This is a genomic window from Paramicrobacterium humi (assembly GCF_900105715.1).
Taxonomy (GTDB): domain Bacteria; phylum Actinomycetota; class Actinomycetes; order Actinomycetales; family Microbacteriaceae; genus Paramicrobacterium; species Paramicrobacterium humi.
On the sequence record NZ_FNRY01000001.1, the window covers coordinates 1,538,874 to 1,556,510 of the forward strand.

Annotated in this window: 18 protein-coding genes; 9 read left to right on the forward strand and 9 right to left on the reverse strand. The window is 66.4% G+C overall.

Translation table 11 applies throughout. From position 1 onward, the window contains the following. Window positions 1-56 precede the first annotated feature (56 nt). Window positions 57-1,103 (reverse strand): NAD(P)-dependent oxidoreductase, encoded by a 1,047-nt coding sequence (locus BLV49_RS07705; protein WP_176980766.1) that lies wholly within the window; start codon window positions 1,101-1,103, stop codon window positions 57-59. Window positions 1,104-1,105: 2 nt separating this feature from the next. Then, a complete protein-coding gene (locus tag BLV49_RS07710; protein ID WP_245723578.1) occupies window positions 1,106-2,422 on the reverse strand; it encodes an MFS transporter in 1,317 nt (438 codons plus the stop codon). 193 nt (window positions 2,423-2,615) lie between these two features. Here BLV49_RS07710 and BLV49_RS07715 point away from each other — a divergent pair, with 193 nt between their 5' ends. The 4 genes from BLV49_RS07715 (at window position 2,616) to BLV49_RS07730 (ending at window position 6,885) form a co-directional block, all read left to right on the forward strand. Then, entirely contained in the window at window positions 2,616-3,551 is a 936-nt protein-coding gene (locus BLV49_RS07715) for a sugar phosphate isomerase/epimerase family protein (protein ID WP_091182275.1), read from the forward strand. A gap of 21 nt (window positions 3,552-3,572) precedes the next feature. Then, window positions 3,573-4,535 carry a 3-hydroxyacyl-CoA dehydrogenase family protein gene (locus BLV49_RS07720; RefSeq protein ID WP_091182279.1) on the forward strand — a complete coding sequence of 321 codons (963 nt, stop codon included), beginning with the start codon at window positions 3,573-3,575 and terminating at the stop codon, window positions 4,533-4,535. Between the two features lie 32 nt (window positions 4,536-4,567). Next, window positions 4,568-5,335 carry an SDR family NAD(P)-dependent oxidoreductase gene (locus BLV49_RS07725; RefSeq protein ID WP_091182283.1) on the forward strand — a complete coding sequence of 256 codons (768 nt, stop codon included), beginning with the start codon at window positions 4,568-4,570 and terminating at the stop codon, window positions 5,333-5,335. Window positions 5,336-5,505: 170 nt separating this feature from the next. Beyond that, window positions 5,506-6,885 carry an MFS transporter gene (locus tag BLV49_RS07730; protein WP_245723579.1) on the forward strand — a complete coding sequence of 460 codons (1,380 nt, stop codon included), beginning with the start codon at window positions 5,506-5,508 and terminating at the stop codon, window positions 6,883-6,885. A gap of 406 nt (window positions 6,886-7,291) precedes the next feature. Here BLV49_RS07730 and BLV49_RS07735 read toward each other — a convergent pair whose 3' ends face one another. Genes BLV49_RS07735 through BLV49_RS07750 form a run of 4 tightly spaced genes read right to left on the reverse strand, consistent with a single transcriptional unit; the run spans window position 7,292 to window position 11,050 of the window. Next, on the reverse strand, window positions 7,292-8,005 hold the full coding sequence (locus BLV49_RS07735; RefSeq protein WP_091182287.1) for a GntR family transcriptional regulator: 714 nt from the start codon (window positions 8,003-8,005) through the stop codon (window positions 7,292-7,294). Window positions 8,006-8,020: 15 nt separating this feature from the next. After that, on the reverse strand, window positions 8,021-8,815 hold the full coding sequence (locus BLV49_RS07740; RefSeq protein ID WP_176980767.1) for a triose-phosphate isomerase family protein: 795 nt from the start codon (window positions 8,813-8,815) through the stop codon (window positions 8,021-8,023). Between the two features lie 4 nt (window positions 8,816-8,819). Then, window positions 8,820-9,281, reverse strand: a complete 462-nt coding sequence (locus tag BLV49_RS07745) for a ribose-5-phosphate isomerase (protein ID WP_091182290.1) — start codon at window positions 9,279-9,281, stop codon at window positions 8,820-8,822. Between the two features lie 38 nt (window positions 9,282-9,319). Beyond that, entirely contained in the window at window positions 9,320-11,050 is a 1,731-nt protein-coding gene (locus tag BLV49_RS07750; RefSeq protein ID WP_091182294.1) for a dihydroxyacetone kinase family protein, read from the reverse strand. Between the two features lie 177 nt (window positions 11,051-11,227). Between BLV49_RS07750 and BLV49_RS07755 the strand changes: the two genes are divergently transcribed. After that, a complete protein-coding gene (locus tag BLV49_RS07755; RefSeq protein ID WP_091182297.1) occupies window positions 11,228-11,533 on the forward strand; it encodes a hypothetical protein in 306 nt (101 codons plus the stop codon). Between the two features lie 9 nt (window positions 11,534-11,542). Here the strand turns inward: BLV49_RS07755 and BLV49_RS07760 are convergent, their stop codons facing one another. Beyond that, the gene (locus BLV49_RS07760; protein WP_176980768.1) at window positions 11,543-12,187 is read right to left on the reverse strand and encodes an alpha/beta hydrolase; all 645 of its coding nucleotides are present in this window, start codon (window positions 12,185-12,187) and stop codon (window positions 11,543-11,545) included. A gap of 57 nt (window positions 12,188-12,244) precedes the next feature. Further along, complete coding sequence (locus BLV49_RS07765; protein WP_091182301.1) at window positions 12,245-13,492, reverse strand: four-carbon acid sugar kinase family protein; 1,248 nt, start codon at window positions 13,490-13,492, stop codon at window positions 12,245-12,247. 126 nt (window positions 13,493-13,618) lie between these two features. On the opposite strand from BLV49_RS07765, the gene BLV49_RS07770 reads away from it, so the two are divergent. The 4 genes from BLV49_RS07770 to BLV49_RS07785 all read left to right on the forward strand — a co-directional run bounded on the left by BLV49_RS07770 (window position 13,619) and on the right by BLV49_RS07785 (window position 16,062). Then, complete coding sequence (locus BLV49_RS07770; RefSeq protein ID WP_091182304.1) at window positions 13,619-14,335, forward strand: FadR/GntR family transcriptional regulator; 717 nt, start codon at window positions 13,619-13,621, stop codon at window positions 14,333-14,335. Then, on the forward strand, window positions 14,332-15,192 hold the full coding sequence (locus tag BLV49_RS07775; RefSeq protein ID WP_091182306.1) for an NAD(P)-dependent oxidoreductase: 861 nt from the start codon (window positions 14,332-14,334) through the stop codon (window positions 15,190-15,192). Before BLV49_RS07770 ends, BLV49_RS07775 begins: the two co-directional genes overlap by 4 nt. A 69-nt stretch (window positions 15,193-15,261) precedes the next feature. Next, window positions 15,262-15,645, forward strand: coding sequence for a DUF7715 family protein (locus BLV49_RS07780; protein ID WP_091182309.1), 384 nt, complete (start codon window positions 15,262-15,264; stop codon window positions 15,643-15,645). Between the two features lie 39 nt (window positions 15,646-15,684). Further along, window positions 15,685-16,062 (forward strand): DUF4440 domain-containing protein, encoded by a 378-nt coding sequence (locus tag BLV49_RS07785; RefSeq protein WP_091182313.1) that lies wholly within the window; start codon window positions 15,685-15,687, stop codon window positions 16,060-16,062. Window positions 16,063-16,071: 9 nt separating this feature from the next. Here BLV49_RS07785 and BLV49_RS07790 read toward each other — a convergent pair whose 3' ends face one another. Beyond that, a complete protein-coding gene (locus BLV49_RS07790; RefSeq protein WP_091182317.1) occupies window positions 16,072-17,610 on the reverse strand; it encodes an MDR family MFS transporter in 1,539 nt (512 codons plus the stop codon). Between the last annotated feature and the right edge of the window lie 27 nt (window positions 17,611-17,637).

Here is a 17,637-nt window from a genome sequence, read left to right on the forward strand (position 1 = left end):
CCCGGCACACGAATGGAGGCACCGCCCGCGGGCGGTGCCTCCATTCGCACAATGCGTCAGCTCGTGAGAACCGACGCTGCCTTTTCGGCCTTCCGCTGCCACGCCGCGGTCTCGAAGACCGCCGGATTCAGCGCTCGTTCGGGGCGTCTGCCCTCCGCGACGGCGATGATCGATGCGTTCGCGTCTCGAGTGACGTCCTCCGTGAAGTCCGCCGTCCAGCACAGCGCGTGCGGGCTGAGGGTCACGTTCGGAAGCGAAAGCAGCTCATCATCGGGGTCGAGCGGCTCGGGGTCGAACACGTCGAGCCCGGCCGCATCGATCGTGCGACTCTTGAGCGCCTGACGGAGAGCATCGGTGTCGACAAGCCCGCCTCGCCCCATGTTGATCAGCGCAGCAGAACTCTTCATCAGGCCAAGCTCTCGCGCACCGATCATGCGCGCGGTCTCGGACGTGAGCGCCGCGCACAGCACGACGAAATCCGAGCGCGCGAGCAGCTCGTCACGTTCGACGAGCTCAACGCCGAGGGCGTCGGCCTGAGGACTGCGCCCGCTACGATTGTTGCCGATCACTGCGAAGCCAAGCGCCTGCAGCATGCGTGCGACCTCGCTGCCGACACCGCCGAACCCGACGATGCCGACGGTGCGGCCGCGCATCGGAGCACCGCGAAACTCGCTGCGCTCCCGCCACGCGGAGCGCCGCGTGATGCTGTCCTTCGCCACGAGCCGGTGAGCCACGCCGAGCAGCATCGTCACCGTCGCGAGGGCGAGCGGAGTGCGGATCGCCTCTGGGGTGTTCGTCACGACCACTCCGGCGCGCGTGCACGCGTCCAGGTCGATCGTGTCGACTCCGGCGCCGAATCGCGCCACAAGCTTCAGCCTCGGAAGCTGCGAGACGAGTTCTTCATCGAAGGGCAAGTGACCGAGCGAATACACCGCGTCGACGTCGGCGAGGTCCGCCGGCGGGATTGGATTGACGTATCGATCGAGCACACGCCATGCGATGCCGTGCTCTTCGAGGTCGCGCAGGCGCAGGTCGCCGTGCACGCTGCTGCCGTCGGGCTGCGCCGCGTCGGCCGTGATGGCGACGGTGAAGCGGGATCCCACGGCTAGACCAGAGCCTTCTTGCTCACGATGGGCTTGCGCACGAGCACCGTGTACGCCACGGCGGCGAGCGCTGCGATGATGCCGCCGATGATGAATGACGGCGCGTAGGAGCCGGTCGCGTCAGCGATGATGCCCGTGAGCAGCGGAGCGAAGGCGCCGCCGAAATAACCGCCGAAGTTCTGAATCGCGCCGATCGAGGCGACCTGGGACTGATCGACGATGTCACCGGGCATGGCCCATGCGGCGGCCTGCATCGTGGCCACGAAGCCGAGAGCGATCGTCATGACGAGAATCGCAAGCGGAAGGGCGTCGACCGAGGGGATGATACAGATCAGGATGCCGGAGACGATCGCTGCGACTGACATGACGTGTCGCTTGCTCTTCAGCGGGTCCTGACCGGCCCGCTTCGCGTATCGCGTCATGACCCAACCTCCAGTGATGCCGAGCACGGCGGCGCCGAGGTAGGGGATGGCGGCGAGCCAGCCTGAGTTCGCGATGCTCACGCCGCGCTCTTCCTGCAGGTACAGCGGCAGGAACACGATGAAGATGTTCCAGATCCAGATGACGCAGAAGAAGCCGGCCATCATTCCCCACGTCTGACGGTGAGTGAACAGGCGGAGCCAGGAGATCTTCGTCGCTTCAAGCTTCTGAGAGGTGCGTTCCGCCTCGATGTGCGCGCGCTCGGCTTCGCTGACGCGGCGGTGGGCCTCCGGCGAGCGGTAGAAGAGGTAGAAGGCAACGGCCAGAACGATGCCGGCGATGCCGAGGAAGATGAAGATCGCGTGCCAGCCAAGAGTCACCATGATGGCAGTGAGGATGGGCGGAGCGATTGCGGGACCCCACTTGGAACCGGAATCCCAGATGGCCGTGGCCTGCCCGCGCTCAGACCGTGGGAACCAGTCCGCCGTCAAGCGCGCGCTCGCCGGGCTGTTGGGCGCTTCCGCCATTCCCAGGAATACGCGGAACGTGATGAGGTGCCACATCTTCGTGCCGACGGACATGAGCGCCGTGGCGATGCTCCAGCCCGCGATAGCCACGAAGTACACCCGGCGCGCGCCGAGCTTATCGACGAGCCAGCCGGCCGGCAGCTGCGAGAACGCGTACGTCCAGGAGAACACCGTGCCGAGCAGGCCGATGTCTGTGCGAGTGAGGCCAAGATCGGTCATCATCTCGGGTGCGGCGATCGAGATGGCGCTTCGATCCATGTAGTTGAGGATCCCGGCGGCCAGCGCCCAGCCCAGAATCCACCAGCGCAGGTTCTTGATTGTCTTCCGCCCTGCCGACTCCTGCGTCGGCTGAGATTCGCGGATAGCGGTCACGTTTCACTCCCTTGTGTGAGGACTGCAGAAAGGATCAAAGATCCCAGATCCTGGATCCTATAGGGATTTGCCGGCGCGCAACAAGCTGCGCCGACGTCTTGCGCGATCAATTTTTCGAGCTACTATTTCCTATAGGATCTTTGATCGCTTCCCGAAGACCCGAGAAAACCCCAAACAATCGCAACGGAGCACCATGTCGGAAAAGCCCGCATTCACCGCCGAGACCTGGCCCATCGCCACGTGCCTCCACGGATTCCCCTCGGTCGACAAGAACGGCGTCGCTATGCACGACGCCGATCCTCAGGTGTGGGACGACATGTTCGCCCAGATCGAGGACGTCGACTTCAACCTCGCCGAGCTGGCTGACAGCCACGTTCGCCCCGCCGACCTTGAGCCCTCGCGCCGCGACGAGTTCCTCTCGATCGCCAAGTCGCACGGCGTCGGCATCCCCTCCGTGCATCTGCAGCGCCAGAGCGTCATCATGCCGGGCCACGAAGAGCGCAACCTCGAATACGCACACCGCACCATCGACGCGGCAGCGGAGTGGGGCATGGAGGTCTTCTCGACCGGCCTGCACCAGCCGTTCAGCGAGGCGCAGAAGAAGGCCCTGTGGTTCTGGACCGCTGAGGGCCCCAAGGACCCGGATGACCCCGAGGTCTGGAACGCGGCCGTCACTCGACTGCGCGAACTCGGCAAGCACGCCGGCGAGCTCGGCCTGCGCATGTCGCTCGAAATGTACGAGGACACGTACCTCGGCACTGCCGACAGCGCCGTGCGTCTCGTCGAGGAGATCGGCCTCGACAACGTCGGTCTCAACCCCGACGTCGCCAACCTCATCCGACTGCACCGCCCCGTCGAGGACTGGCGCGAGCTGTTCGCCAAGACCCTGCCGTACGCGAACTACATGCACGTCAAGAACTACACGCGCGACGAAGCCGGTGACGGCAGCTGGGCAACGTCCGTTCCTTCGACGATGGAGACCGGACTCATCAACTACCGTCAGGTCTTCCGCGACGCGGTCGCTCTCGGCTTCGACGGAATCATCCTCATGGAGCAGTACGGCGGCGACAGCCTCGGCGTCTGCGCCACGAACCAGAAGTACGTCCGGACCCTGCTGCCCAAGGCGTAAGAAACAAGGAAGAAGCACACAATGAGCACTCGTACCATCGCCGTCGTCGGCTCCGGTTACATGGGCGGCGGCATCGCCCAGGTTCTCGCACTCGCCGGCTCGAAGGTTCTCATCGCCGACATCTCCGAGGAGATCGCGAAGAAGAACTACGACCGTCTGATCGAAGAGGCCAAGCAGTTCGTCGCCGACGAGCTCTTCCCCGCCGACGCCGTCGAGCGCATCGAGGCCAACCTCTCGCCGGCGGCATCCATTGAAGAGGCCGTCGCGGACGCCGACTTCATCGAGGAGGCCGTTCCCGAGAAGATCGAGATCAAGCACGACACGCTCCGTCGCATCAGCGCGGCCGCTCGTCCCGACGCGATCATCGGCTCGAACACGTCCACGATCCTCATTGGCTCCCTCGCCGAGGCCGTGACGAACCCCGAGCGCTTCCTGGGCGTGCACTTCTCGAACCCGGCGCCGTTCATCCCCGGTGTCGAGCTCATCCCGCACGAGGGCACCGACGAGTCCGCCATCGAGACCGTCGAGCAGATCGTCGCCGAGACCGGCAAGGAGACCGCTCGTGTCAAGGACTCGACCGGATTCGTGCTCAACCGCCTGCAGTACGCGCTGTTCCACGAGGCGACCCAGATCGTCGAAGAGGGCATCGCGACCCCCGAGGACATCGACACGATCGTCCGCACAACCTTCGGCTTCCGCCTCCCGGCCTTCGGTCCCTTCGCGATCGCCGACATGGCCGGTCTGGACGTCTACTCCTTCTGCTACGCCTCGCTCCAGACCCGTTGGCCTGAGCGGTTCGCCACGCCTGAGTCGCTCAAGGAGCTCGTCGACGCGGGCAAGTTCGGCACCAAGTCCGGCGCCGGCTACCTCGACGTTCCCGCCGATCGCACGCCGGAGCTCGTCGCCTACCGCAACAAGGCGTACGTCGCCATCAAGAAGCTCATGGACGAACTCGGTCCGGCCCCCATCCACCCGGCCAACTGAGCGTCAGAAAGCACAACGAGAGAGAGATCGCAATGACTGCCTTCCCTGAATCGAAGACCGTCGTCCTCACGGGCGCGGCGTCACCGCGCGGCATCGGCCGCGCATCGGCTCACTACCTCGCCGAGCGCGCCTGGAACATCGGAATCATCGACCTCGATGCGGATGCGGCGAAGGCCGTCGCCGCTGAGATCGCGGAGCAGCACGGAGTGAAAGCCGCCGGTGCCGGCGCGAACGTGGCCGACGAGGCGCAGGTCCGTGCTGCATTCGACGAGCTCGAGGCCGAGCTTCCCCAGCTCGTCGCGCTCGTGAACCTGGCCGGCGTCTCCTCGCCGGTCCCGTACCTCGAGGTCACGCCGGAGGAGTGGAACCGTGTCATGAACATCAACATGAATGGCGTCCACTACGCCACGCGCCGCGCCGTCGAGTCGATGGTCAAGAACGGCGTAGGCCGCGTCGTCAGCCTGTCCTCCGTCTCCGCCCAGCGCGGCGGCGGCACGTTCAGCAAGACGGTGTACTCGGCAGCCAAGGCCGGCGTCATCGGCTTCTCCCGCAGCGTCGCTCGTGAGCTCGGTCAGGAGGGCGTCACCGTGAACGTGATCTCGCCCGGACCGATCGACACCGACATCATGGGCGGAACCCTCACCGATGAGCGCAAGGAGAAGATGGCAGCAGACGGTGTTCTGCCGCGCATCGGAACCCCGCGCGACATCGCCGCAGCCATTGCCTACCTCATCAGCGAGGACGCCGGATTCGTGACGGGCCAGACCCTGAACGTCGACGGCGGCCTCTACATGCACTGATCGTGAACATCATGGGCGAATGGTCTAAATCTCGCATCATCTTCCTCGCCATCGGGGTCATCCTCGTCGGCGTCGGGGTCTGGATGATCCTTCCCAGCCTGTTCAACTAGCAGGCAATCTCTACCCCCACAACACATCAACCCCCTTTCCCTACTCAAAGGAGAGCAGACGTGTCAACGTCAGATTCACGAGCGGGCCTCGCATCAACGAGCAACCCGCATCTCAAATCCGCGATCTCGAAGGCCGCCAAGCATCTCATGCCGATGCTTGTCATCCTCTACTTCGTGGCGTTCCTCGACCGCACGAATGTCGGTTTCGCTGAAGAGGCGCTCCAGGTCGACCGGGGCGTGTCCGATGGTGCCTTCGCCCTCGGCGCGGGGATCTTCTTCATCGGCTACGCGCTGTTCGAGATCCCCAGCAACCTGCTGCTGAAGAAGTTCGGCGCTCGCTTCTGGCTCGCCCGCATCGCCATCACGTGGGGCATCGTCGCGGCGATCTTCGCGTTCACGACGAACGACACCATGTTCATCATCCTGCGATTCCTTCTCGGTGTGACCGAGGCAGGACTCTTCCCGGGTGTGATCATGTACCTCTCGGAGTGGTTCCCGAACAAGGTGCGTGTGCAGATGATCGCGATCTTCTACCTCGCGCAGCCGTTCTCGCAGATGATCGGTGCGCCTCTCTCGGGCGGGCTCATCAGCGTCGGTGACGCGGTCACGCCGTGGCACGGCTGGCAGGTCATGTTCTTCGGCGAAGGCATCCTGGCCGTCATCGCCGGTATCGCATCACTGTTCTTCCTGATCAACAGTCCACATGATGCCAAGTTCCTGAACGACGATGAGAAGGCTGCGCTTTCCGCGACGATGGAGCGAGAAGACTCTGCGCGTACCGAGGACGGCCCGTCCGGCGTCTGGCGCGCGATGGCGAACTGGAAGGTGTGGTACTTCACCATCATCTACTTCTGCCTCCAGATCGCGGTGTACGGCACGACGTTCTACCTCCCGCAGCAGGTCGCTGGCCTCATCGGCCAGAAGGTGGGCTGGCAGGTCGGTCTCGTGGCGGCCATCCCGTGGCTCGTCGGTCTGTTCGCGTGCTACTACGTCGGCCGCGCCGCCAACACGGTTCTGCGTCGCCGCAACTGGGGCACGATGTTCTACGTCGCGACCGGTCTCTGCATCCTCGGCTCCGCGTGGGCTGGAGCGGCGAACCTTCCGATTCTCGGCATCATGTTCATCACGCTCGCCGTGGCGAGCTTCCTCTCGGTCGGCCCGATCACCTGGGCGTACCCGACGGCATTCCTCACGGGGGCTGCCGCCGCGGCCGGTATCGGCCTGATCAACTCGCTCGGTAACCTCGGTGGATTCGTCGCGCCCCTTATGCGCACGGCGTTCAACGAGGCCATGCCGACCGAGAGCGGCGCGTGGGGCGTTGTCTCACTCGGTGTGTTCGCGTTCCTCGCGGCCGTGATGATCTACTGCACCAAGTTCTTCCGTCAGGCCAAGTCGGACGAATTCCTCGAGACGACCGTCACCACGGCGGCGCCTCACTAAGAGGTCACACGAAACCAGCCGGGTCGGGCTTTTGGCGAGCACCGACCCGGCTTTTCGTGTACCTGCAGGCAGAGCCGAAAGCTAGCCGACGCTGCCCGCGTCCCTCGGCACGGACCGCAGAAGCGGTGCCCCGTCGGTCGGGTGGAACCAACGGGAGATGTCGCCGATCGACGCGCAGTCGAAACGGGAAGAAGTCAGCTCGCAATGGTTGTCCCGAGTGAGAGGTGAGCACGTCGCGGTCGTCCCAGCGGAGAGCGGGGCACGAATCCCCACGCAGCTCGGCTGATCGATCGTCGAAGCGGCCGAGACCTGCGGCTCCGCCTAGCGACGAACGGGCTCTGCGGACACGACCAGCTCGGGGTGCGGCATACCGAGAGCCTCTTCGCCTCGGCTCTTCACACGTAGGTCAGCGGGAGGCGTCGCGCCGAGAGCGCTCGCGCACCTTCTCAACGTGATCGCGCATGGCCTGCGCTGCCGCTTCCGGGCCATCTGCGAGGGCTTCGATGATCGCACGGTGCTCGGCGACGGCCTCGTCGGCATCGCTCACACCCGTCATCACTGTCTGGCGCATGCGGTGCACGCGGGTCGAGATCGCCTCGGACATGTCGATGAGGAACGCGTTGTGGGTTCCCTCGAAGATCTGATGGTGGAAGTTCCAGTCGACGGCGAAGTACTCACGGATCAGATCCACCGGCATGTCGCCGTGGGAGTGGGCGGCACGCACGCGCTTGGTCACGGCGATGTGCTCGTCGAGCGCGTGCTCGAGCACGGGCGTGAGGACATCTGCCTCGCGGGCTGCCAGAGCCGTCGCGCCGGTCTCGAGCACCAGTCGTGCATCGAAGAGCGACTCGAGCTGTCCGTCCGCAATCGGCGGGGCGACGCGATAGCCCTTGTGGGCCTCCCGCGTCACGAGTCCCGTGCGTTCCAGCTGCACGAGCGCTTCGCGCACGGGGGTCGGCGACACGCTGAGATCGCGGGCGATCGCGTCGATGGACAGCCGTGTCCCCGGTTCGATCTGCGAGCTCATGAGCATGTCGAGGACGAGGTCGTAGACGCGGTCCCGCAGGCCGCGTCTCTCGAGGCTCGTCGAAGCTCCGATTGAGAAGATGGTGTCGGCCATGCGGTCTCCAGTTGGTCAGTGAGCCGTGCGGGCGGCATCCGCCGACGAGAGTGCATGCACCTCGTCGAGGATCGTCGCGACGGCAGCGGGATCGTGTGAGAAACGGCCAAGGAACAGCCCGTCGACATCGTCGCCGATCGTGCTGAGCAGGCCGGGACCCGCGCTTCCACCATAGATGACGGCAGAGCGCGGGAAATCCGTGAGGGAGCGCACGTGATCGCGGAGGCGCGAGCAGACCGCGCGAATGTAGTCGGGCGACGCCGGCTCGGAGGCTCCGATGGCCCAGAACGGCTCGTAGGCGACGATGACGCGGCCACCGTGCCCGGCCTCCCGGGCGAGGGAGAGCGCGTCATCGAGCTGGCGGATGCACTCGGCGGCGGCATCCGATGGGTCCTGTTTGTCGGCCTCGCCGATGCACAGGACGGGCGCGAGACCGTTGCGCAGGGCGGCGTCGGTCTTCTGCCGGACGATCTCTTCCGTCTCGCCGAACAGTCGACGGCGTTCCGCGTGGCCGACTTCGACGACGCGGCAGCCGAACTCGGCGATCTGCGCGCCGGACACCTCGCCCGTGAAGGCACCGGAGTCCTCGGTCGCGAGGTCCTGGGCGCCGACGGCCGCGAGATCGCCGAGGATCTCGCGGGCCGCCGGAACCGAGAGATAGGAAGGAATGACGAACAGCTCGGCGTCCCCGTCGGCGATCGCGGTGTGCGAGCGTGCGATGTCAGCGACAGCGCGGCACCACTCGACGGTTCGTGCGTGGCTGAAGTACATCTTCAGGCTCACGCCGATCACATAAGGGGACGCCGACACGGTTCTACTCGCCTTCGTAGGCGCAGATCTCCTGCACCTTCTCGTTCGAGGCGCTCGTGGTGTCGAACTCGTACGTCAGCCACTCGCGCACGTTGCGGCGAGCGAGCTCGAGACCGACGACGCGCTGGCCCATGCACAGCACCTGCGCGTTGTTCGACAGAACGCTGCGCTCGACCGAGTAGCTGTCGTGCGCGGTGACGGCGCGAACGCCCTTGACCTTGTTCGCCGCGATGGCGACGCCGAGCCCGGTGCCGCAGATCAGCACGGCACGGTCGGCCTCACCGCGGGCGACCATCTCGGCTGCCGTCGTCGCGATCGTCGGGTAGTTCGTGTGCCCATCGGCATCCACACCGACGTCCGTCACTGACGCGACGAGGTCGCTGCCCTCGAGGTCTTTCTTGATCGCTTCCTTGTAGTCGAATCCGGCATCATCCGAACCCACAACTACACGCCATGTCTTGGCCATGACCACTCCTTACTCTTGTTATCTGTCTCTGGGAATCTCTACTTGTCGGCGAGGACGCCGCCGACGGTCTCCGCGATCATCGCGAGCGACACGGCGCCGGGGTCCGGAACGCCGAGGGCCTTCTCACCGTGCGAACGGGCGCGACCCATTCCGGGCATCAGATCCGCCGTCTTGTCGGCAGCGCCCTTCGCCGCGGTCGTCGCCGCGTTCCAGGCGTCGAGGAGAGCGTCCCCGGCGGCAACGCGCTCGGCGAGCGTGTCGGCGAACGGAACGAGCGAGTCGACCATGGTCTTGTCGCCGACTTTGGCCTTCCCATAGGACATAACGGCGTCCTTCGCGGCTGTTATTCCGGCGCTCACCGTCTCGGCGGAAGGCTGCTCGGTGTCACCGAGCTTCTCGCCGAGGGTGCGCAGGATCACTCCCCAGAGCGCGCCGGAGGTTCCGCCGGCGCGGTCGGACCAGGCGTCGGCGGCGCGGCTGAGCAGGGTCGCGGCGCCCGCGCCCTTCTCGGCGACCGCCGCGGCCTCTTCGGCGGCTGCACGGGAGCCGCGCTGCATGCCGATGCCGTGGTCGCCGTCGCCGGCGATCGAGTCGATGCGGCCGAGCTCCTCGGCGTTCTCGTCGATGGTGACGCGGACCGCGTCGAGCGCGGCGGCGATGCGTGACGCGGCGTGCTTCGAGTCGTCAGAGGCGTCGGGGATGACGGCATCCGCTTCCTCATCCTCGCTCGCGTCGACGGTCTCCAGGTCCGAGCTGTCGAAGGATCCGCTGCGGAACGCGGGAGTGTCGGTCGGGGCGTTCCAGAGCTTCTCGAGCTCCTCGTCGACCCAGAACAGGGTGAGCGATGCGCCGGCCATGTCGAAGCTCGTGCAGAACTCTCCGACCTGCGGGTCGACGAGCGTGATGCCCTTCTCCTCGAGCAGATCCGCGACACGGCTGAAGACGACGAACAGCTCCTCACTCTTGACCGAGCCGAGGCCGTTCAGCACGGGGACGACGCGCGCGCCGTCGACCGTGACGCCCTCGGGGATCTCGCCGTCGGCGAGCAAGTGCTCGACGAAAAGCTCCGCAAGGCCGTCGGCCGTGGGGATGTCCGTCTCGTCGATGCCGGGCTCGCCGTGGATGCCGAGGCCGACCGCCATGCGGCCCTCGGGCACGGAGAAGAGCGGCTCGTCGGCACCGGGCAGAGTGCAGCCGGTGAAGGCGACGCCCATCGAGCGCGTGCGCTCGTTCGCGAGCTTGGCGATGCGCTCGACGCCGTCGATGTCATAGCCGGATGCCGCGGCGGCGCCGGCTGCCTTGAACACCGTGAGGTCTCCCGCGATGCCGCGGCGCTTCTGCTTCTCATCAGGCTTTGCGCTGAAGATGTCATCGGTGACCGTCACGGTGCGGCAGTCGACGCCCTCCTTGCGCACGGTCTCCTGGGCCTCGGTGAAGTGCAGCACGTCGCCGGCGTAGTTGCCGTAGCTGAGCAGAACGCCCTTCCCCTGCTCGCTGGCGCGGATCACCGACTCCACCTGGTGGGCGGAGGGGGAGGCGAAGAGGTTGCCCATGGCGGCTCCGTGCGCGAGGCCGGGCCCCACGAGTCCGGCGAAGGCGGGGTAGTGGCCCGAGCCGCCGCCGATGACGACCGCGACCTCGGGGCTCGCGGAGCGCGTCGAACGAGAGACGCCGCCGTGCACCTTGCGCACCCAGCGGCCGTTCGCCCGGACGAAGCCGTCCACCATCTCGTCGGCGAAGTCCGCCGGTTCATTCCACAGCCGAGTCATCCTGTTATCTCCTCGTCGTTGAGCACGTCGATCGATTGAAGCGTTTCCTATAGGATATTGGAAAACTGATCAAAGCGCATCCCCACAGCAAGTCTGCTCTGTTCGAGATGCCGCGTCCATGATCCACAGCGACAGCTTGCCCGCTCAACGTGCGAGCATGATGGTAGCGTCGCAGCCATGACCGTCCTCGGCCTGGCGCTCCTCCTCGCGAGCGCGATCAGCGGATTCGTTTCGATGAGACTGCTTTCTCAAGCCAACTCCGGCGTCCTCATGCCGTGGTGGCATGCGCCCGAGGTGCGGTCTCTGCCCGCGACTGTGTGCCGGAGCGTCAGCGCCGCGCTCGCGTTCGTTGGCGCGAGTCTTGCCGCGCAGTCGATCGGCTACTGGAGCATCGTGCTCGTCCTCTGTGTGTTCGCTGCGCCGATGCTCGTGCAAGTGCGGCACAATCGGCAGCTGCTCGCTGTTGGAGCCGCGCGCGGCTGATCTTCGCTCTCACTCGACGGACGATGTGGGACTCCACGCGTCGATGAAGGCCAGCACGTCTGCCCATTCCGCCGGTGAGATCTCGTGGCCGACACCTTCGTACTCCTCGGCCGTCAGAGTCGTGTGGTGGGGGGAGGAAGGTCGCCATCCGTTCGATGTCGGATGGCGGAATGACATCGTCACGGGTGCCGCGTCCCCAGAAGACGGGCGGGCGCAATCTGGCGAGCTCGCTGTCGTTTGCCCGATCGCTTCCTCCGGTAAAGCCCCGAGCGTCACCACACAAGCGAACGATGTAGGCGCGAGCCGCAGGGCCTGCAGTGCAACCGCACCGCCCTGGGACCAGCCGATCAGTCCGACGTGCTCGGCATTTCCTCGATGTGCGTCGATCCAGCGCAGCAGCTCGAGAGCTGCCCCGTCAAGCGCCGCGGACAGCGAATCCTCGTCGTGAATCGGGGCGAGCCAGGAGAAACGCTCTCCGTGCGGCCGTGGCGCTCGGAGCGAGACGGCGGCGTAGCCCGATGGCAGCTGGGGGAAGAACCGCTCCATGTCGTGCTCGTCGCCGCCCCTGCCGTGAAGCAGGACCAGCAGGGGCCGGTCGTCGGGCTCGGAGGGCGGACAAGACCAGAGGGAGGCATCGTCGTCGATGGCGGCCATGCCGACAGCGTACTGCTGCGCCCGGGGCGCGTTGAGGCGGAGCTGCCGCATCTGGCGCTACATCGGGTACTGCACCGCCTCGAGGATGCGCGTGAGCGTGTCGGGGCCGCCGACGTTTCCCGGAACGACGACGTACAGCACGCGGTGGCCGTCAAACGCCGTCAGGTCCCACACGGAGACACCGGCGAGAACTTGACCGAGCACGCGCGCCGAGGTTGCGCCGATCCCGATTCGGGCCACGTCAGCCGAGGTGATCCCACCCTTCGCGATCACCACATCGATTCCGGGCACGAGCTCCCGCACCGCAGTGGTCAGCGCATCCATCACGCGTGCGCCGTGATCGAGCGTGTTGTGCTCGGAGCTGCGGCGGCGCTCCGTCATGAGAAGACCGAGTCCTCGCTCGTCGAGCTGGGCGGATGCTGCGCGGGCAGCATCCTCTCCGGCCTCGCGGCTGTTCGCGAGAGCGGCATCCGTGTCCACAACGGCGGGCTCGCCGAAGTGCTCGATCACCGGTGCGAGCTGACGCGTCGCTCCCTCGGTGTGCGAGCCGCAGACGAGCAGTGTGCGACCGGGCTCGGCGACGAGGGGAGTGGGCAGCAGGCCATCGCTGACCACTCCGGCGAGGGCGGCGGCGAGTGGGGCGGCGCTGCGGACCACGATGTCGCGGCCCTCGCGCTGCACGGCCGTGATGGCCTCGGCGATGAGGGCGACGTCGTCGTCGTTCTCGACGTCGGGAAGCACGACGCTTCCCGAGGCCGCGTCGCGTAGCGCCTCGGCGAGTTTGCCCGAACGCACGGCGTCGAGCGGAACCGCGAGAGCGGGCCGATCGGACTTCTCAGCCACGTAGTCGACAAGGCGACCGCTCGAGAACGGGAAGACCGGATCCTCGGCGTACTCCGTCTCATGTGCCGGGTAGGTCGTTCCGTCGATCGCCACGAGGTGCACGCCGTCGATCGTGGTACGCCCGCCGGCGGGAAACGCGGGAACGAACACGATGATGGAATCGTCACCGGCGAAGGCGTTGCTCTCGGCGAAAACGTGCCCGCGAAGGGTCGAATCGCCGCGCAGCACGAAGCGCACCTCTTCGCCGAGGCGGCGGGCGGCCTCGCGGCCGTCATCGCGGACTCGGCTGACAAGAGCGACCGCCTCGTCCTCGGAGATCGCGCGCGAGTTCGTCTGCACGTAGACACTGTCGGCATCGCGCAACGCGGCCTCGAGCAGGTCGGCGTTCGAGTCCAGCAGGACGGTCACGTTCGAGGCGGACTGGGTGCCGGTCGGGTCGTCGTCGAGCACGATGGTCTTCATGGGGTCTTCTCCTCGCGGGCATGTCGCGGAAATTGGTAAAACCAATCTTGACGTCTCCATTATCAGGGCTTATCGTCGAGAGCACAAGATTGGTTAGACCAATCATTCGCTTGTGAAGGGAGCGACATGACGGCGCGCCTCGAGTCTCTCGTGCACAGCCTCCTCGAGCTCTCGAGTCCCGACGAGACCGGTTCGCGTCGGCTCCCGCCCGAGCGCGAATTGTGCGCCAGGCTCGACATCAGCCGCGGCGCTCTTCGCGAACAGCTCGCGATGCTGGAGAACCTTGGCGTGCTGCACCGCCGTCAAGGCCACGGCAGCTACCTCGACGCTCCCGATGCGGCGTTCGTGCGGACGTCGTTCACGCTCATGCGACATCTGGGCTATCTCGACGATCAGGAGTTCACGCAGGCCCGCGAGATGATCGAGGAGACCGTCGCCGCCGCAGCGGCGCCTCTTGTCACCGACGACGACATCGCGGTTCTGCACGCGCTCGTCGACGAGATCATCGCTCGCACCGAGGACGCTGACGACGAGGGGGCCGCCGCGGCCGACCTCGCCTTCCACAACCGCCTGTACGCGATCGTGGACAACCCGATCTTCAACATGCTGGGTGGTGGGCTCACCCATGTCCTCTCTGAGAACGTGCAGGGCCGTCGTGCCCTTGCGCGCCTCGCCGCCGAGCGAGACCCCGACGGCGCCCTCCGCACCGACACGGTGCATCGCGACATCATCGACGCGCTCGAGAACCGGGACGCGGATGCCGCTCGCCGAGCGATGCGCAAGCACTTCGACGTATTCACCCTCGTCGCCTCCCCGGCGGCCCAACAGAAAGCAGCCATATGAGCAACGTCACCTTCGTCGGAATCGGCGCCATCGGACTTCCGATGGCCGTTCAGCTCTCGAAGTCGGGACATACAGTCACCGGCGTCGACCCGTTCGCGGGAGCTCGCGAGCGTGCCGTCGAGTCGGGCATCGACGCGGTCGAGAGCATCGCCGACGCGCCGGGCGCGGAGACCGTCGTCGTGATGGTCGCGACGCCCGAGCACCTCGAGACCCTCGTCTCCCAAGCCGGCGAGGGCGTCAGCGGGCAGACCTGGGTCATCATGTCCACCGTCGGGCCGGCATCGGTGCGCGAACAGGGCGAGCAGCTCATCGCTCGCGGCGCCCGCGTCGTCGACGCCCCCGTGACCGGTGGGGTCGCCCGCGCCAAGACCGGAGAGCTCGTCATCTTCGTCTCCGGAGATTCCGACGCGATCGCCGCCGCGCGGCCCGCGCTCGACGCGCTCGGCACCGCCCGCGTCGTCGGCGCGAACCTCGGCGACGGTCAGGGCATCAAGGTGGTCAACCAGCACCTCGCCGCCGTCCACATCGCGGCCGCCGCGGAGGCGCTCAACCTCGCCGAGTCGCTCGGCCTCGACAAGGGCGAAGTGCTCGACCTCGTCAAGGACGGAGCCGCCGGGTCATGGATGCTGTCGGATCGTGGTCCGCGCATGCTCATGGGCACCGACGCGCCCGTCATGAGCACGATCGGCATCTTCGTGAAAGACAGCGGACTCGTCGCCGACGCTGCTGCGGCCACGGGAGCTGAGGTGCCGCTGCTCGACGCGGCCAAGGAACGCTACCGTCTTGCCGCGGACGCTGGTCTCGGCGCTCGCGACGACAGCCGGGTGATCGAGACTTACCAGCACCGCTCGAACTGAGCAGTGTCGGAGGCCGGGCCTACTCTCGGTTTGTGCCGGATCTTCCATCCACCATCAGGGGAGAAGATCATGAAAATACTCGTCGCCACAACCGAGCTGCAGGGCCTCAAGCCCGACGACTTCATGCATGCGGTTCCCGGAGAGCTCGTCATCGACCTGGGATCGTGCAGCGACACGACGGCGAGCGATGACTGGACCTGCGTGTGCTCGCGCGGATTCTTCGGGGTTGCGTCAGGTCAGCTGACCACGACGGCGGTGGTCGTCGAAAACGCCGAGCTTGGTATGCGCGCATACGAGGCGGCGGTCGTCCAGGGGCTCTCCTGGTGCTGCCCGTGCTGCGCTCGAGACGCCGCGAGACTGTCGCGGGCCGTGGCGGCCCAGTGGGAGGCAGGCACCGTGCTTGAGCGGGAGCGCAGCACGATCCGGCAGCGCCAGCCTCACCCGCAGCTCTGAGTCCTCGACGGCAACCATCCCGGTTGCTATCGTGACGGGATGGTTGCCGACGCTGAGCGCGAGGAGCTGCTCGCCTTGGAACGCGCGGGATGGCAGTCGCTCTGCAACGGCATGGGCGCCGAGTTCTATGAACGCGCGATGGTCCTCGACGGTCTCATGGTCCTTGCAGGCGGCTTCGCACTGGACCGCGAGGGAGCCATCGCGTCCCTGCGTGACGCGCCGCCCTGGGACTCGTTCGACATTAGCGATGAACGATTCGTGCAGGTGAGCGACGACGTCGTCGTGCTCAAGTACACGGGCGCCGCACATCGAGGATCCGAACCGGAGTTCGTCGCGCTCATGACGAGCAGCTACGTCCGCGTCCGCGGCGAGTGGCGACTCGCGCTGTACACGCAGACGCCCGTCGCCGAGCGGTAGGCGCCGGGCTCAGAGCGCGCCGACGGCTACCGGATCGGCCGCGTCGTGCGCGTCAGCATCGAGATCATCGGCGGGCTTGCGGACGAAGATCGCGGCGATGATCGAGAGCGAGAACACGATCGCCCCGACGAGGAACGCCGCGCGCACGCCGCCGGCGAGAGCGGGCACCTCCGCGGCGCCTGATGCAACGAGGCCGGTCGAAACGGTCGCCATGACCGTCACGAACAGCGCCGTCCCCGCCGCACCGGCAACCTGCTGAACCGTGCCGACGATCGCGCTCGCATGCGAGTAGAGCTGCGGCCTGACCGAGCCCATGCTCGACGTGAACAGCGGCGTGAACAGCAGCGACAGACCGAGGCTCATGACGATGTGCGCGCCGAGGATCAGGAACGGGGAGGTCTCCGAGGAGACAACGGTGGCGAGAGTCCACAAGACGGCCGCGACGATCACCGTCCCCGGGATGAGCAGCGGACGCGTGCCGACCTGGTCGTATAAGCGGCCGACGACAGGTCCCATGACGCCCATGAGAAGCCCACCGGGAAGAACGAGAAGGCCGATCAGGAGCGGGTCCATGCCGAGGCCCTGCTGCAGGTAGATCGGCAGGAGCACGATCGTGCCGAACAGGCCCATCATCGCGACGACCATCATCGCGACGGAGACCGAGAAGTTGCCCGATGTGAAGGTGCGCAGATCCAGGAGGGCATCATCCTTCTTCTCGAGGCGCTTCTGCAGCAGGACGAAGAACACGAGAGTGAGGACGCCGACGCCGATCGCGACCCACGCCGTGAGCGGGGTCCCCTGCGGGTTGTCGCCGTCGCCGCTGCCGATGTTGCTCAACCCGTAGACGAGTCCGCCGAACCCGATCGCGGACAGCGCGATCGAAGACACATTGATCGGCAGCTTCCGTGGCTCGTTGACATTCGTGACGAATCGGATGCCGACTCCGAGCATCGCCAAGGCGATGGGCAGCACGATGATGAACATCCAGCGCCAGCTGAGCTGATCGAGGATGAGCCCGGAGACGGCGGGGCCGACCGCGGGGGCGACGGACATGACGATGGCCACGTTCCCCATGGTCTTTCCCCGCGCCGCAGGCGGCACGAGGGTCATGAGCGTCGTCATGAGCAGCGGCATCATGATCGCCGTTCCGGAGGCCTGCACGATGCGTGCTCCGAGCAGCATCCAGAATCCGGGCGCGCACGCGGCGAGCAGGGTGCCGAGCGAGAACAGCGACATCGCGGTGATGAAGACCTGACGGGTCGTGTAACGCTGCAGCAGGAACCCCGTGATCGGGATCACCACGGCCATCGTCAGCATGAAGGCTGTCGTCAGCCACTGCGCAAGGCGAGCGGTGATGTCGAGGTCGTGCATGAGCTCACTCAGGGCGACGCTCATGATCGTCTCGTTGAGGATCACGACGAACGCTGCCGCGAGGAGCAGCCAGATCACGCGCATGGCGTGCGGCGCGACGGCGGATCTGGAATCAAAAGTCGGGGAGGGGGCGTGCTCGGTCACGGGCGTCCGTTCGTCGGTGTGCGCCGCCGTCATCGGCGGGAAAAAGAGGGGAGGGGCAAT